This is a genomic window from Exiguobacterium aurantiacum, assembly GCF_024362205.1.
Lineage (GTDB): Bacteria > Bacillota > Bacilli > Exiguobacteriales > Exiguobacteriaceae > Exiguobacterium > Exiguobacterium aurantiacum_B.
This window is the reverse complement of sequence record NZ_CP101462.1, coordinates 169,158-183,514: the sequence shown is the minus strand read 5'-3', so window position 1 is coordinate 183,514 and position 14,357 is coordinate 169,158. Positions and strand designations below refer to the sequence as shown.

Here is a 14,357-nt window from a genome sequence, read left to right as displayed (position 1 = left end):
CGTCAGCCCTCGACCGGTACGGGCACGGTGTCTAAAATGTGTGCGATGACGCTCGCTTTCGTCGACTTGATGCCGCCTTCGAGCGTCAAGCTGATGCGATGGGCGAGCACGTACGGCGCCACGGCTTTGACGTCTTCCGGGATGACGTACAGTCGACCGGCCAAATAGGCATAGCTTTGACAAGCGCGCAGCAGTGCAATCGCACCGCGTGGACTGACCCCGACCTCAACGGACGCGTGCGCCCGGGTCGCATGGACGAGACCGAGCATGTAATCGAGCACATCGTCTTGAATCGCGACTTGTCTCGTCTCGGCCTGGGCTTCTTGCAGGGAGGCGAGTGACGTCACGGCTTCGATGTGTTTGCGGGTTTCCGTCAACACTTGTAGCAACAGTTCCCGCTCTTCGGCGGCATCTGGATAGCCGACCGGAATCGAGATGAGGAACCGATCGAGTTGGGCGTCTGGGAGCGGGAACGTCCCAGCCGATTCAATCGGGTTTTGCGTCGCGATGACGAAGAACGGCTTCGGCATCGGATACGTCTTCCCGCCGATGGAGACTTGTCGTTCCTCCATCGCTTCTAACAGCGCTGACTGGGTGCGCGGCACGGCGCGGTTGATTTCATCAATCAGGGCGATGTTCGCGAAAATCGGACCTTGTCGGTGATCAAAGCCCTGTGTCTGCATATTGAAGTAGTCGGTCCCGATGACGTCGGACGGGAGCAAGTCGGCCGTAAATTGGATACGCGAGAACGACCCGTCAAAACTGCCGGCAATCGCTTTGGCGAGCAACGTCTTACCTGTCCCGGGTACGTCCTCAAGCAAGATGTGCCCTTCGGCGAGAAGGGCCGTGCAGCAGAGCCGGACGACCTCATCTTTTCCTAAATACACTTCATTTAACTGTTTCATGACCGCTCCGATTCCCATTTCGTTCCCCTCCGTTAGTAGATGTCTTATTCGAAGTTTACCTGTTTATGGTAATATAGACAATAAATAGTCTGAATATTTCGATAAGGAGGAGAAATATGAAGTGGTCGTCTCGATTTATAGGATTCTTAATCGTGACAGCTTGTCTCGTGGTGACATTCGTCTTTGTCAGCAAAGAGACGTTCAGTTGGTTTCAAACGATTAACACCTCATCTCCAGTTAGCGTGACCGAGATGAACAGAGAAGAAGAAGATGATGAACGGCAAACCGGAGGCATTGATATGGGAGATACTCCTATAGACACTGAATTCCGCGGAGAGCCTCATGAAAAGGAGGACATGCTCAAATTCAAATTTGGTAGCGGGAATGGCGATTCCCCCGGCGGACTCGGTACATTGTTCGTCTTCCTTGCTATCGTCGGATTGATCGTCTATGGCGTGCGTAGATGGCTGCGTCGTCGACAAGGCCAAAGATTAACGTTTCCGTCGATGCATGATGCTTCGGTGCCACTGTCCCTCAATACGGACGCATCGGGTGAGGCACAGCGATTCCCAATGCTCACGAACATCGAACTGAGAGATTGGCTCATCACGTTCAATGCGTCGCTCGCCCCCGAATTAAAACTTCGGACAAATGAGACGCTCATCGACTGGTTCGAGCGCATCGACCTGACGGATATCGATGCCTCGCTCTATCATTTAATTCGCTATGGTGCTGCATCCGATCACGATATTCCGTTTGAGCAACAACAACGCTTTCATGAGGCACTCGACCGCTATTTGCGAAGACAACCCTGAGCGAGAAAGTACCCGGGTTCTCAATGAATCGTAAACGTGCTACGCTCATTGATAACAGGAAAAAAATGTAACTTTATTAGGAGGTTTGATTGATGAAACGCCTAGGCTTGCTCGGGTTCAGTGTGTTCTTGCTTACCGGATGCACGGATCCAGTTGAGAGACCAATCGTCCCGGCCGATACAAATGAGCCATCGTCCGAAGACATCACCGCCTGGACGCGCGAAGACTTCAAGGACGTCTTCGACCAATACGAAAAAGTATCGCCGCTCTTGAAGGCACTCGAGAACGATGGACTTACCCCGTTCCGTGAGACGTTTGAGCACGTCGTCATCGCCGGTGACGGCATTTATCATACATACGCCGATATTCATCCGTTCAAACTCGATGACGGCACGTATGCCACCGTCTATGAGAGCGAGAATGGGGATATCGCCAACGGTCCCGAGTCGGTCGCTCCGCTGTTTTGGCAAGAAGCGTCGTTCCTTCAATTCGTCGAAGAGATCGAGAAACGGAAATATGGGACGAGTGCCCCACCGACGGACGTCGTCTTGACCGAAGATGAATTTCAGGCGCTCTATAACCGCCACGCCTACACGTCCGCCCTCATCGTCGAGCTCGATGAATGGGGTGTAAAAGTCGCGCGCGACCCGCTCGAGAACGTCATCATCGCCGGGAACGGGGTCAAGGAAGTGAAAGCCGACTTGATCGTCTTTGAAGTCGAGGGTGGCTACGCCATCGTCTATGACCGAGACGGTGAAATCTTCAAAGGGCCGGAGTCGATTGCCCCGCTATTTTGGAACGAGACGGATTATGAAAACCTGCTCGAGAAGCATAAATGACTTATCGGACGCGTCGTTTCAAATCCCGGAACTCGAGTAGCAAGTTGAGCCATTGCGCCGGCTTATCGCTCGACTCAGCTACATCGTACCGGTACCTCGTCACGTACACATGCCACGACAAGGCCCGGTAGACGCAACCGAGCTCTTCGGCGATCAACAGGTGGCGCCAAAGCACATCTTCGGACGCGAGGCCGCTCCACGCTTCCAAGTAGACTTTACGCATCTGTTGAATCTGTTCATACCAGGCAATCTCATCCTCTTCCGGCAATACATCATAGAGCGCGTTCCAGAATACGCGCACGCTGAAAAACGGATGCGTGACCGTTGCGTCGCCCCAGTCGAGGATACACAACTCGTTCGTCTGCTCCCGCCAAAAGATATTGCCGCCGTGTAAATCACCGTGCTCGAGGCTCATCGGTATCCCAGTCGCCAGCTCGTCACACATAGTAATCAATTCGTCTTGAAGCGCGATCACGGCCTCGGCTTGGTGTTGGTCGAGCCCAGCGCAGAGCTCAGGCAGATACGTTTGGATTTCATCCTTCAACTTGGCCGGTCGCCGGTCCGGGACGCCGTAAGACAAGCAGGTCTCAATCTGGTCGACTTCCTTCCGCTGCAACTGTGCGTATTGGCGCAACGCGGTTTCGTATCGACTCACGTCCGGCCGTGCACGTAACGCCTCTCCGCCGATGTCTCGCATGAGCAGCCAGTTCTGGGCTGAATCGATAGCGATGACGTCAGGGACGAGATTCGGATGCCGCTCGGCCAGAAACGCCGACAGTCCGGTCTCGCCGCGGCTGATATCGGTCACCGCTTTGGCGTAGTAGCGTTCCGCATCGACCTGGCCAACAACCAAATACGTCAAGTCGGTGTCTTTGACGACGTGCCACGTCGCACTCGGCACGTTTGCGTCAATCCATCGCTCAAACTGTTCACGAAACGATTGGTCACGCCATGGGACGGCCTGTCTCATGCTTTTTCACCCTTTCTTTCATCATCTCCTAGGAGGAAACGATATGGACGTTGTGTATTACTCATACCCGGTCGATGCCATCTTGTATATGTATTTAGGGGCGACCGCCGTCGTCAGTCTCATCATCGGTCTGCTCGTCTGGCGTCTGTCCAAGCGCCGGGATGTCGGCTTTTGGACAACGCTCGTCCTTAGCTTTGTCGGGCTGTCGCTCGCGCTCGTCTGGTTTCAAAACGCTTCCGTCGCCGTATTCATGGGCACACTCCCGTGGCTCATCAATCTCGTCTTTTCCCTTTTATTGTACGGCCTGTTCGTCGGCATCATCTATGTCACGTTCAGACCGCGAAAGCTCGACCGCGTCAAATGACGGTATGCTATACTCATGTTAATAAACGACCACTAGGGGAGCCTTCGGGCTGAGACGGCAAACACCGGACCCTTCGAACCTGATCTGGCTCATACCAGCGTAGGGAAGTGGTGTGGGATTCGTCTGTCTTTCCACGCCACTTTTCCACTTGGAGAAGTGGCGTTTTCATTTTGAAAGGAGACTATCTATGCGTATTCAACAACTCACTTGGATGGCGATGCTCATCGCCATCGCTGTCATCGGTTCCCTGTTCATCTCGATCCCGACCGGTGTCGCCCGTGCCTACCCGATTCAACATATGGTGAATGTGATCGCCGCCGTCACCGTCGGGCCGCTCGGGGCTGTCCTCGTCGCGTTCGTGACCGGACTCGTCCGCGTCATGACCGGGACCGGGTCGCTCTTGGCCTTCCCGGGTGGCATGATTGGAGCGCTCCTAGCCGGTTTGTTTTATATGAAGACGAGCCGCGTCGCCTTCGCCGCAGTCGGTGAAGTCATCGGGACGGGAATCATCGCCTCGCTCATCGCCGTCCCGTATGCCAAAATCTTGATGGGGACGGAGTTCGGGGCGCTGTTCTTCTTCCCGGCCTTCCTTGCCTCGAGTGTGACTGGGGCCGTGCTCGGCTGGATCGTCTTGGCTCGGGTCAAGCAATTGCGACCGCTCACAGTGAAGCGATAAGTCCTTCCTCCGACTGATAGTAAATGGTAAAATCAGGATATATCATTTAGGGAGGTCATCTTTTGAATCGATTGACGCTATTGCTTACTGGTACCGCTTGCCTGTTCATGTCCGGTTTATTGTACACGCTCGAACGGATCGCCACGTTCACCCGCTGGAATGCCCAGATTGCGACGGGTACGTTCCCGAGCGAGCCGATGTTCGTCGATGTGCTGCTTCAAAACGTATTCATCTCGATTTTTGGGGTGGCCGCGATTGTCCTCTTTTTTATGGCGGGCAACGCTGTCCACCACACAGCGTCCACCAAAACAGGGACGGCCGACTTATGACGGCTGTCCCTGTTTGACGTGATACACCCAAATTTCTTCTCCATTCGCCTCATCGATTAGGCCACTGTCGACAAATCCACCCTTCGCATAGAAGCGTTTCGCCGGTTCATTCGTCGGATGGAGACTGAGGATGAGGTCATCGACATCGAAGCGTTCTCGTATCCACTGAATCGCAAGTTGTAAACATGTTGAACCGATGCCTTTTCCTTGCTCAGTCACATCAATCATAAAACGATCGAGCCAGACGTAACGTTCCTCTTTATTCTCGGCCCCAATCATCATGAAACCAATCGGTCGATCGTCTCGACAGAGCGCATAACATTGCCATGCGTATTTGATGTCGACTTCCATTTCACGGAGCGATTCGGCGTTTGTTTCGATAAAGCGAGCTTGGTCAGAGGCAACGGTCAACGCGATCACAGCTTCCCGGTTCGTGTCGTCGACGAGTTGAATCATCAGCGTATCGTTAGCCATCGGCGCACCTCTTCCATATCCTGCCCGCGTTTCGGCAAGATATAGGCACTGACCGAGGAATTGTATAGATACACGTAATCGGCCTCCTCGACGACTTCTTTGATCCCGGCCCAAGACACCCGCGTCTCGCCGAACTCATTTAAATCACGCAGACCGTTCTCGTCCAAATTCATCGTATGGGGCCCAATCATGCCCTCGTTGTTGCGTTCGTCAATGAGCCGTCGCGTCTGCTTCCTGACGTGCCGTTCAAAGTATTTCGGATAATACAGGAACCATAGAATACTAGCGACCCCGTATATACCATACAACCACCAGTCCATCTCTTGGAGCCATGTCGCCAATACAAAAGCAGCGCCTAAAAAGATAAGTGGTCCGATGATTCGCTGCAGGAGAAGCATTCGCTTTCCTGTCTTCGAACGTTTAATATGACTTAAGTTGAACCGGATATAGTCGTCTTCTGTCAATTCATATTGAATCTGCATCATCATTCCCTCCTCAATGTCCTATACGTCTCACGAGAAGAAAAGTTCCGTTCAGAACGTCGATTCGATACACTAAAACAAAGGAGTGACATCATGAAACAAATCCATCACATCTGTATTCAAACAACCGACTATGAGGCGTCCAAACGATTTTATGAGGCGCTCGGCTTCGAACTCGTTCAGGAGTCACCCGACTTCCACACCCGAGCATTCAACAGCTGGCTCAAACTCGGCGACTTCTATATCGAGCTCCAAACGGCGAAAGGGGACGAGACGTTGTCGCCTTATTCAAAGCACGTGGCCGGCCCGGTCCACTTCGCGCTTTATGTCGATGATCTCGAAACAGAAGTGCGGCGCCTCGAGGACCTCGGTGTAACGTTTCTACCAAAGCACGGCGGGAATATCTATTTCGTCGTTGATGGCCACTTAAGTAAACTGAAAGCCCCTGAAGGCACGATTATCGAGCTGCGGGACACGTTTTTCATCAAGTGAGGTGCTGCCTCACTTTTTTTATTGAACAGAATCGCACACCCTCATGTTTTTTGCCGCCTTCGAACAGGTACATGACAGAGAACACACTTTGTCCGTACCGTTTGGAGGCCATTCATGAAATATCTCGATTATTGGAGTTATTTATCGCTCTCCCTCGCCAAGCTGTTCCTCTTCAGCCTGTTGACCGCGAGCGCGTTCGACCTACCTTTTCTATTCATCAACCTCGCGACCATCTTGATGATGACGAGTTGGGCGCTACTCGTAAAACCGCAGACACGTCGCTGGATTTTGTTCGCGTCGCTGTTTCTGCACAGCACGCTACTCATCTCGGACGTCTGGTATTACCGCTATTTCGGCAACTTGCTGTCGGTCGCCCTACTGTCTGATATCGGCCAGATGGGAGACGTCAGGGGCGGATTTTTGACATTGATTCAAGCACCCGACTTCATCTTGTTCACGGATTTGCTCGTCTACGCGGCTATCCTCGTCTATATGAAGCGACACCCCATCACGGAATCGAAACGCCTCGGTCGCCGTTTGGCAGCTTCCGGCTTTCTGATCGGCCTCATCGTCTTTACCGTTCCAACCGCCGTTCATTACGCCGAGGCAGACCATCGCAAGACCCCGATTTCGAATATGCGTGAGTATTATCAGTTCGGATTTTGGGGCTATCACGGGCTCGATACGTTCCGTGGCCTTCGCGACGCGTTGAACCTCGGTGACGACCTGACGGAACGGGAGCGCGGCCAAATCGAAGCGTTGGCGACCGAACCGGTCGAGGCTACAGCCGACACGAACGTCATCGTCGTTCAGCTCGAGTCGTTCCAAACGTCCGTGATCGGCCAGACCGTCAACGGTCAAGAACTGACCCCGAATTTGAATGCGCTTCGCGACGAGATGCTGTACTTCCCGAATTTTTATCATCAGACGCACGAGGGCCGGACGTCCGATGCGGAATTTACCGTCAACGCCTCGCTCTATCCCGTCCAATCGGGGTCGGTGTATACGCAATACGCCACGAACACGTTCGACGCCTTGCCGGAGCAATTACGGCGCGCTGGTTATGACACGGCCGCGATGCATGCATTCGACAAGGAGTTTTGGAACCGCGCCAACTTTTATGAGCAAATCGGCTACAACCATTTCTTCCATCAAGACGATTATCCGACGAAGCCTGTCATCGGGATGGCGGTCGGTGACAAGGAGTTCCTGACGACGTCAGTCGACCATTTGGACACGTTGGACGAGCCGTTTTATTCCTTCATGGTCGCGTTGACGAGCCATACGCCATATGAGATTCCGGACGAGGAGAAACGATTGGATTTGTCGGGGTACGACGACTCGCTCCTCGAGGACTATTACCACACAGTCCACTACAGCGATGCCGCCGTCGGTCTTATGGTCGAACAATTGAAAGCAGACGAGAAGTGGGACAACACCCTCGTCGTCTTTTATGGTGACCACGACAGCGGATTGACCGCTGCCGGTGACGAGATGGCCGTAAAAGCAGATGCCGACTCCACGGTCGAGTTGTTTCAGCTTGACCGCTCCGTCCCGTTATTCATCAAACCGGCCGGGCTCGAACGAGGTCAGACGGTGCAGGCGAGCGGCGGGCAAGTCGACCTGGCCCCGACCATCCTCGATTTGCTCGGGATGACACCGACGTATATGCTCGGACGCTCGCTCCTCGACGATGAGCCGAATTTGACCGTGTTCCGGAACGGCTCCTTCCGCTACGACGACCTCTATTTCGTCCCGGATTTGACGGAGCCGGTTGGCAGCGGCATGTGTTATTCGGTCGAGACCGGTGATGACTTGCCGCTTCAAGCATGTGAGCCGTATATTGACGAGGCCGCCGAACAGCTTCGCTTATCCGATACAATGATTGAGAAAGACGCCCTGTCCGACTTCACACAACACGACTAACAAGCCGCCCCGAACTAATCGGGACGGCTTGTTTTGTCAGTAGACGTTTCGTAACGCCTTGACGTCGATTTTCTTCATCGGCAAGAACGCCTCGGTCACTCGTGCCAATTGTTCCTTTGTTCCGGTCGTCAGCATCTCTTCCATCTCCCACGGCACGATTTGCCAGGAGACGCCATAACGATCTTGGAGCCAGCCGCACTGTTCCGCTTCCGAGACGGCCGACAGTTTGGCCCAGTAGTCATCAATCTCGGCTTGTGTCTCACAAAACGCGATCAGCGACTGCATCTCGTTGAAGGCGAATTGATGATTTTCCGCGCTGTCCATGGTGACGAACTCGCGTCCGGACAAGACGAAGCGGGCGTAATTGAGCTTCCCTTCCAACTCCGGTCCGTCTGTCGCCTCGTAACGGATCAGATGGTCTTCCAACACGTACGAATCCGGGAAGATGGAAATCCAGTCGTTCATGGCCGCCTCAGCGCGCCCGAAGACGTCCCCGACGAACAAAAAGCATGGGGTCACCGTCTGGATGTCCATCCCGCCGCTATGCATGATTTGCCAAGAGACACCGTGTTTGTCTTTTAACCAGCCGTAGCGCTCGCTGAAGTCATACGTATCGAGCGGCATGAGCACCTCTGCCCCCTCCACAAGCTCGTTCCATAGCGTCTCTACTTCTTCCGACGTCGGGAACGCAACCATATACGAGATGGACGGGTTGCGTTCCTTCAACGGACCCGCCCCGAGCAGTTGAAAGAACTGTCCTGCCAGCGAGACGGTCACAACCGTCGTCTCCCCGGAAGGTGTATCCGTCAGTTTCGTCGTATAGTCGACGAATGAATCCGGAAACTTCGACACGTACCACTCCGCAATCGCCTCGACGTCACCTTCAAACCAAATGCACGGGATAATCGATTGGGTAATCATCGGATTGACTCCTTTCAGACTTCACGCAGACGATACACATCACGGACGGCGAGCAGCGTCTCGGCTGCCTTTCGGTATGCTTGATAATGTGGTGAGTTGATGTGATGGTCGAGCGCCGTCTCGTCTTCATATTGCTCATAAAACACAAACGTACCTGGGGCGTCGATCGACTCATGGAGCACATACGTCAAACATCCCTCTTCTTGTCTCGACGAGGGGATGACCTCATCGAGCGCTTGCCGTAACTCGTCCTCTTTCCCCGGATGTGCCTTCAAGATAGCGGTGATTGTAATTGCCATATGCGATTCCTCCTCATTTTAGGACTGACGCAAAACTGTTCCCGTTTTGGAAGAGATGTATACGCAAATGGACACGCCTATTTGTAAAGGCGTGTCCATCGTTTAGACGAGTTCGTTCGCAATCTCGTTCAGTTCTTCAATTTGATCTTTCAACGAAGCTAACGCTTCTTGCTGTGACATCGTCAGCACATGAACGTCTTGACTGTTCACTTCGAGCGCTGTCATTAGTGCCGACATTTGGGAAGTCACTTGGTGAACTTTGTTCAGTTCTGATGCGACGACTTGGAGCTGTGTCGACGTCTCATCCACGGTGCTTGCGACCGTTCCTGTCGTTTGGATCATGGAGAGAATCGATGTTCCGCTCTTACGTACTTGTTCTTCCTGCGTCGATAAACGTTCTGTACTACCATCGATTGCACGTTCCGTCACTTGCACCTCCTGCATGACGAGTTGGATAATATCATTGATTTGAGATGAGGCTTGGGCCGTTTGAGCCGATAGATTCCGAATTTCGGACGCGACGACTGCAAATCCTTTTCCGTGTTCCCCCGCTCGCGCTGCTTCAATTGAAGCGTTGAGCGACAGCAGGTTCGTCTGAGACGAAATCTGCTGGATCGTACCCGTGATGGTCCGCACTTCTTGGAAACGCTCCGCCAATCCTTTAAACGCATGATTGACTTCACTGATACTTAAGTTCAGTTCAGCGAGCGACCGTTCTGTCGAGTCCATATTTTCATGCGATACATGAGCGTCCTGCAAGACCCCACTCACTTGAGACGTCGTCTCCTGGAGCTGTTGTTGCATCCGCTCAAACGCCTGTACAGTTGAACGAATTTGCGAAGCGACGTTTTGAATCAGACCTGCTTGTTCCGACGTCCGTTTCGTCATCAAACCGATTTGTTCTGTCACTTGCTCCGAAGCATTTGTGACAGAGTCGACTGAATCATTCATCGTGAAGACGGCCCCATGAAGTGTGGTCGCACTCGCTGTCGTCTTCGCCATCGTTAGCTCGATTTCGCTAGCGTGTTGTTCTGACTTTTCTTGTTGCGTGAACGTCTCATGTAACAACTTCGCACCAAAGAATGACACAAAGTATGCGCCAGACAAAGCCATTGTGAGCACAGTGAACCAAATGACGAGATCGAGCGGCGTTTCAAATGAAAAGCGCCCAATCAATACAGCTCCGACCGATACGATAAGCGCGAGAATGCTGCCGTACAGCACAAGATGCCGATTCAAGTACATCAACATCAATACGATATACAGAAAGACGATATTTTGAATCGCAGTACCTGGCAGCGTCAAGATAATTGCTGAAGCTGCAATGTACATCAACGTGACGAGCCCATACTTCAACCAAGTATGTTCCACATAGAAGCGATGGCCCAGCCACGATGCGGCTTGAATGACACCACCTATCAGAATAAAATTGACTGCGCCTTGCCCCGCGAGCTCCCCCATCCAATACAAAACACCCATGATCGGATAAGAGAGGAAAAATAAAATAATCACCATGCGCGATACAAACAACGAACTCATTTTTTCAAAATGATTCACCATAATTGTTGCCTACTTTCAATAGAATAAAGATCTATATTATATTTCGGCGTATTTTTATTAATCTCAAGTCCGTCTTTCTCCATTTCGCTGACATTGACTCAACAAATAAAAACAGCACAACAATTGTTGTGCTGTCCATCGCAAAATTTAGTCTCTATCTTTACTTTTTTGTTTAAATGGCCACCATACCCCGTCCCCGAACGATACGGTGATCGCTGGGATGAGCAGTGGCAACACAATCAATCCGTATAACAACAGTCCGGTGATAACAATTGTCGCAATCTGGACGAGACTGAGCACGCCAGACGGAATCATCGCCCCGAACGTTCCGGCGAGGATGACGGCCGCGGTCATGATGACCGTCCCCATCTTCGTCATCGAATGGACGAGCGCATCGCGAACCGTCATCCCGTTGATCGACTCCTCGCGGAACCGATCGAGCAGGAAAATCGAATAGTCGATGCCGAGGGCGATCAACATGACGAACCCGAAGAACGGAACAGCCCAACTGATGCCGTCATAACCGAGTCCTTCGACGAAGATGAGCTCCGTGATGGCCGCCGACGTGTAATACGTCAGTAAGAGCGAGCCGATCATATAGAGCGGCATGACCATCGAGCGGAATAACACCGTCAAGACGAGGAACAACGTCACGAGCATGATGGCGACCGTCCGATTGAAGTCGTTCGTCGACGTCTCATTCAAGTCGCTGTTAATGCTCGAGATACCGGTATATCCGATTGTCGCCTCCGCGAACGGCGTATCGGTGACGACCCGGTCCATCGTCGCTTTCACGGTCTCGACCGTGTCAATCGCTTCCGGCGAATATGGGTCCATCTCGAGGATGACCTCGAGCTGTGTCGCCGTCCCGTCGTCAAACACGTAGCGCTCGACAGCTGGAGCGAACTCCTCTGACGTGAGCGTCCCTTCCGGTAGATAGACGCCCGTATCGCGCAGGCTGTCCGAGCTACTCAGGTCTGATAGGAATGCTGCCGCTTCATTGATGCCAGTCTCGATTTGAGCGAGCCCTGCGTTCGCTTCACCGACTCCTGCGGCGAGTTGTCCGAGACCCGTTCCGAGTTCTCCGGCTTGGGCGCCTTGTGCCGTCAATGCCGTAGCTGCCTCGTTAATGCCTGCCTCGATTTGACCGAGACCGGCCGACACTTGCCCGAGCTGCGTTACGGTCGCAGGAATATTTTGCGTCGCCGTGAGTCCTTGGCCAATCAGACCAAGCTGAGCGTTCAATTGACCAAGTCCCGCTGCCGCTTCCGCGAGCGGGGCGCCGGCATTCGTTGAACCGGCCGGCAATTGGCCAACGACGGCGTTAAGCCCAGATTCGACTTGCGCGAGTCCGTCCTGGACGTCACCGAGACCAGTCTCGGCTTCCGTCAGTCCTGCGCTCACTTGTTCAAGCTGGGTGTCGACGTAAAAGTCATCGATGACGTCACCGGTCGGACGCGTCACGGAACGGACGCCGCTCACCCCGTCGACGTTTTCAAGTTCACTCGAGAATTTCTCGATGTACGGAATGTCCGTTTCGGACAGCGTGCCATCTTGTTTCAAAATGACTTGGACCGGGAGCGACTCCCCTTGTCCGAATCCTTCTGAAATCAAGTTGAGGCCGCGTACGGAATCATAATCGTCACCGATCTCATCGACCGTATTGAACGACCGGGCATCGTCATACGTGAACAACACCGGTACCGTGATCAACGCGACGACGAGAATCGAAACGAACGGTCGATTGACCGACAGACGGCTGAATCCTTCCCAGAGACGGCTGTCGTGATGTTCGCCCGCCTTCTTCGATGGCCAGAACAAACGATGCTTGAGCGTCGCCATAAAGAACGGCACGACCGTGAAGAGAATGAGCAAGAGCACGGCAATCCCGACCGCGACGGCGACAGCTGATTTGAAGATTGGGAAATCGGCGAAACCGATGGCCGCAAATCCGACGAACACGGCAAGACCGCTGATGAGGACTGTCCGCCCTGCTGTCTTGTACGTGTTGACGATGGCATCTTCAATCGCGTGGCCCGCGCCGAGCTCTTCTTTATACCGGCTGAGCAGCAAAATACAATAGTCAGTTCCAATCCCGAACAAGATGGCCACGAGGAAAATCTGCGTGTAGTTCGAGACCGGGAAGCCAAACCAATCGACGAAGAATGCGACGAACGATTGGCTCAATAAATACGTGAATCCGACCGCGATGAGCGGGATGAACGGCGTCACGATTGAGCGGAACACGAGCAGGAGCAGTCCGAAAATGAGCACGACCGTGATGATTTCCGTCTTCTTCAAGCCTTCCTGCGCACTCAAGTTCACATCGTTGTTGATGATTTCTTCACCTGTGATGTAGACGGTCTCGTCTTCCGGGAGGATGTTCGCCCGCACGTCGTCCGCGAAGGTGTTGATGTCTTCCATCGACCCTTCGACCGTGATTGGGACGAGCACAATGCGGCCGTCCTCCGAGACGAGCTGTGCTTCCGTCTCTTCACTTTCAAACGGGTCGAGTACGTCTTTGACGACCGTGTCGTTTTGTTTCATCTCGTCGATGACCCGGGAAATATCGGCCCGTTCGGCATCACCGAGCGTTTCGAACTCATAGACGAGCGAGATCGTCTTATCGCTCTTCCCGGCGGCGTTCAAGATGTCCTGCGCCCGCTGCGAGTCCATGTCCTCTGATAATTGGAAGCTGCCGGCTTGTTCGGCCTGCTTCGTCAAGTTCGGCGCCATCACAAACAAGGCAACCGTCAAGACGATGAGACCGATCAAGATGCCCCAGCGCCATTGGATGATTTTATGCACGTGTTATTCCTCCCCAATTCGAAGCAGCTGTTTAATTTTCCGGAACGTCCGGACGAACTGTTCGATTTCTGTCTCTTCGATGTTTCCGTCGAGCAACGATTCGACGTAACGGTAGACGGCCGCATCCGCTTCTTCGACGACCCGACGACCTGATTCAGTCAACTCAATCAACCGCTCGCGCTGGTCATGCCCGCGTCGACTGACGACGAGCTCTTTGTCGACGAGCTTTTTTAACCGGTTGGAGACGGCGCTCTTATGAACTCCTTGTTTTTGGGCCAACTGGCCGGCTTGAATCGGACCGAACTGTTCGAGCAGCTTGAGCAGCTGCAGTTGTTCCCGCGAATAGTCATGCCAGACGTCACCGTCCATCGCCTCGATGACATGCTCCGCACCTTGGAACATGACCTCTTCGAACAACTGGACGGCCTCCCGCATCAATTCTTTCATTTTGGTTTACCCCCTAAACTAGATAAAGATAGTTTATGCCCTAAACTAAG

Annotated in this window: 16 protein-coding genes and 1 riboswitch; of the genes, 7 read left to right on the top strand and 9 right to left on the bottom strand. The window is 53.2% G+C overall.

Annotated elements, in window-relative coordinates:
- Window positions 1-2: 2 nt before the first annotated feature.
- Complete coding sequence (locus NMQ00_RS01050) at window positions 3-923, bottom strand: AAA family ATPase (RefSeq protein WP_255177539.1); 921 nt, start codon at window positions 921-923, stop codon at window positions 3-5.
- Window positions 924-1,261: 338 nt separating this feature from the next.
- Between NMQ00_RS01050 and NMQ00_RS01045 the strand changes: the two genes are divergently transcribed.
- Window positions 1,262-1,720: a hypothetical protein gene (locus tag NMQ00_RS01045; protein WP_255177538.1), complete on the top strand. Its 459-nt coding sequence runs from the start codon at window positions 1,262-1,264 to the stop codon at window positions 1,718-1,720.
- 92 nt (window positions 1,721-1,812) lie between these two features.
- On the top strand, window positions 1,813-2,559 hold the full coding sequence (locus tag NMQ00_RS01040) for a hypothetical protein (protein ID WP_255177537.1): 747 nt from the start codon (window positions 1,813-1,815) through the stop codon (window positions 2,557-2,559).
- 1 nt (window position 2,560) lies between these two features.
- On the opposite strand, the gene NMQ00_RS01035 is transcribed toward NMQ00_RS01040, so the two are convergent.
- Entirely contained in the window at window positions 2,561-3,529 is a 969-nt protein-coding gene (locus NMQ00_RS01035) for an aminoglycoside phosphotransferase family protein (protein WP_255177536.1), read from the bottom strand.
- 43 nt (window positions 3,530-3,572) lie between these two features.
- Here NMQ00_RS01035 and NMQ00_RS01030 point away from each other — a divergent pair, with 43 nt between their 5' ends.
- The 3 genes from NMQ00_RS01030 (at window position 3,573) to NMQ00_RS01020 (ending at window position 4,898) form a co-directional block, all read left to right on the top strand.
- Window positions 3,573-3,893 (top strand): hypothetical protein, encoded by a 321-nt coding sequence (locus NMQ00_RS01030; RefSeq protein WP_255177535.1) that lies wholly within the window; start codon window positions 3,573-3,575, stop codon window positions 3,891-3,893.
- A gap of 24 nt (window positions 3,894-3,917) precedes the next feature.
- A riboswitch (TPP riboswitch) is annotated at window positions 3,918-4,016 on the top strand.
- Window positions 4,017-4,080: 64 nt separating this feature from the next.
- Window positions 4,081-4,569 (top strand): energy coupling factor transporter S component ThiW, encoded by a 489-nt coding sequence (thiW, locus tag NMQ00_RS01025; protein ID WP_255177534.1) that lies wholly within the window; start codon window positions 4,081-4,083, stop codon window positions 4,567-4,569.
- A gap of 62 nt (window positions 4,570-4,631) precedes the next feature.
- Entirely contained in the window at window positions 4,632-4,898 is a 267-nt protein-coding gene (locus tag NMQ00_RS01020; protein WP_255177533.1) for a hypothetical protein, read from the top strand.
- Here NMQ00_RS01020 and NMQ00_RS01015 read toward each other — a convergent pair.
- Complete coding sequence (locus NMQ00_RS01015) at window positions 4,893-5,372, bottom strand: GNAT family N-acetyltransferase (RefSeq protein WP_255177532.1); 480 nt, start codon at window positions 5,370-5,372, stop codon at window positions 4,893-4,895. The genes NMQ00_RS01020 and NMQ00_RS01015 overlap by 6 nt on opposite strands.
- Complete coding sequence (locus NMQ00_RS01010; RefSeq protein ID WP_255177531.1) at window positions 5,354-5,854, bottom strand: YcxB family protein; 501 nt, start codon at window positions 5,852-5,854, stop codon at window positions 5,354-5,356. Before NMQ00_RS01010 ends, NMQ00_RS01015 begins: the two co-directional genes overlap by 19 nt.
- 93 nt (window positions 5,855-5,947) lie before the next feature.
- Between NMQ00_RS01010 and NMQ00_RS01005 the strand changes: the two genes are divergently transcribed.
- Window positions 5,948-6,346, top strand: coding sequence for a VOC family protein (locus NMQ00_RS01005; protein WP_255177530.1), 399 nt, complete (start codon window positions 5,948-5,950; stop codon window positions 6,344-6,346).
- A gap of 114 nt (window positions 6,347-6,460) precedes the next feature.
- On the top strand, window positions 6,461-8,272 hold the full coding sequence (locus NMQ00_RS01000; RefSeq protein WP_255177529.1) for an LTA synthase family protein: 1,812 nt from the start codon (window positions 6,461-6,463) through the stop codon (window positions 8,270-8,272).
- A 36-nt stretch (window positions 8,273-8,308) separates the two neighbouring features.
- On the opposite strand, the gene NMQ00_RS00995 is transcribed toward NMQ00_RS01000, so the two are convergent.
- The 5 genes from NMQ00_RS00995 to NMQ00_RS00975 form a co-directional block, all read right to left on the bottom strand.
- On the bottom strand, window positions 8,309-9,193 hold the full coding sequence (locus NMQ00_RS00995; RefSeq protein WP_255177528.1) for a VOC family protein: 885 nt from the start codon (window positions 9,191-9,193) through the stop codon (window positions 8,309-8,311).
- A gap of 14 nt (window positions 9,194-9,207) precedes the next feature.
- Complete coding sequence (locus NMQ00_RS00990; RefSeq protein WP_034779732.1) at window positions 9,208-9,492, bottom strand: putative quinol monooxygenase; 285 nt, start codon at window positions 9,490-9,492, stop codon at window positions 9,208-9,210.
- Window positions 9,493-9,594: 102 nt separating this feature from the next.
- Entirely contained in the window at window positions 9,595-11,004 is a 1,410-nt protein-coding gene (locus tag NMQ00_RS00985) for a methyl-accepting chemotaxis protein (protein ID WP_255177527.1), read from the bottom strand.
- 195 nt (window positions 11,005-11,199) lie between these two features.
- Window positions 11,200-13,860 carry an MMPL family transporter gene (locus NMQ00_RS00980; RefSeq protein WP_255177526.1) on the bottom strand — a complete coding sequence of 887 codons (2,661 nt, stop codon included), beginning with the start codon at window positions 13,858-13,860 and terminating at the stop codon, window positions 11,200-11,202.
- A 3-nt stretch (window positions 13,861-13,863) separates the two neighbouring features.
- Entirely contained in the window at window positions 13,864-14,307 is a 444-nt protein-coding gene (locus NMQ00_RS00975) for a MarR family winged helix-turn-helix transcriptional regulator (RefSeq protein ID WP_214825339.1), read from the bottom strand.
- Window positions 14,308-14,357: the final 50 nt, after the last annotated feature.

Bases quoted from the DNA above. Each gene is read 5' to 3' on its own strand.
- NMQ00_RS00995 (WP_255177528.1), bottom strand. From the start codon at position 9,193: ATGATTACCCAATCGATTATCCCGTGCATTTGGTTTGAAGGTGACGTC.
- NMQ00_RS00990 (WP_034779732.1), bottom strand. From the start codon at position 9,492: ATGGCAATTACAATCACCGCTATCTTGAAGGCACATCCGGGGAAAGAG.
- NMQ00_RS01005 (WP_255177530.1), top strand. From the start codon at position 5,948: ATGAAACAAATCCATCACATCTGTATTCAAACAACCGACTATGAGGCG.
- NMQ00_RS01010 (WP_255177531.1), bottom strand. From the start codon at position 5,854: ATGCAGATTCAATATGAATTGACAGAAGACGACTATATCCGGTTCAAC.
- thiW (WP_255177534.1), top strand. From the start codon at position 4,081: ATGCGTATTCAACAACTCACTTGGATGGCGATGCTCATCGCCATCGCT.
- NMQ00_RS01045 (WP_255177538.1), top strand. From the start codon at position 1,262: ATGCTCAAATTCAAATTTGGTAGCGGGAATGGCGATTCCCCCGGCGGA.
- NMQ00_RS01030 (WP_255177535.1), top strand. From the start codon at position 3,573: ATGGACGTTGTGTATTACTCATACCCGGTCGATGCCATCTTGTATATG.
- NMQ00_RS01000 (WP_255177529.1), top strand. From the start codon at position 6,461: ATGAAATATCTCGATTATTGGAGTTATTTATCGCTCTCCCTCGCCAAG.
- NMQ00_RS00975 (WP_214825339.1), bottom strand. From the start codon at position 14,307: ATGAAAGAATTGATGCGGGAGGCCGTCCAGTTGTTCGAAGAGGTCATG.
- NMQ00_RS01035 (WP_255177536.1), bottom strand. From the start codon at position 3,529: ATGAGACAGGCCGTCCCATGGCGTGACCAATCGTTTCGTGAACAGTTT.
- NMQ00_RS01040 (WP_255177537.1), top strand. From the start codon at position 1,813: ATGAAACGCCTAGGCTTGCTCGGGTTCAGTGTGTTCTTGCTTACCGGA.
- NMQ00_RS01015 (WP_255177532.1), bottom strand. From the start codon at position 5,372: ATGGCTAACGATACGCTGATGATTCAACTCGTCGACGACACGAACCGG.
- NMQ00_RS01050 (WP_255177539.1), bottom strand. From the start codon at position 923: ATGGGAATCGGAGCGGTCATGAAACAGTTAAATGAAGTGTATTTAGGA.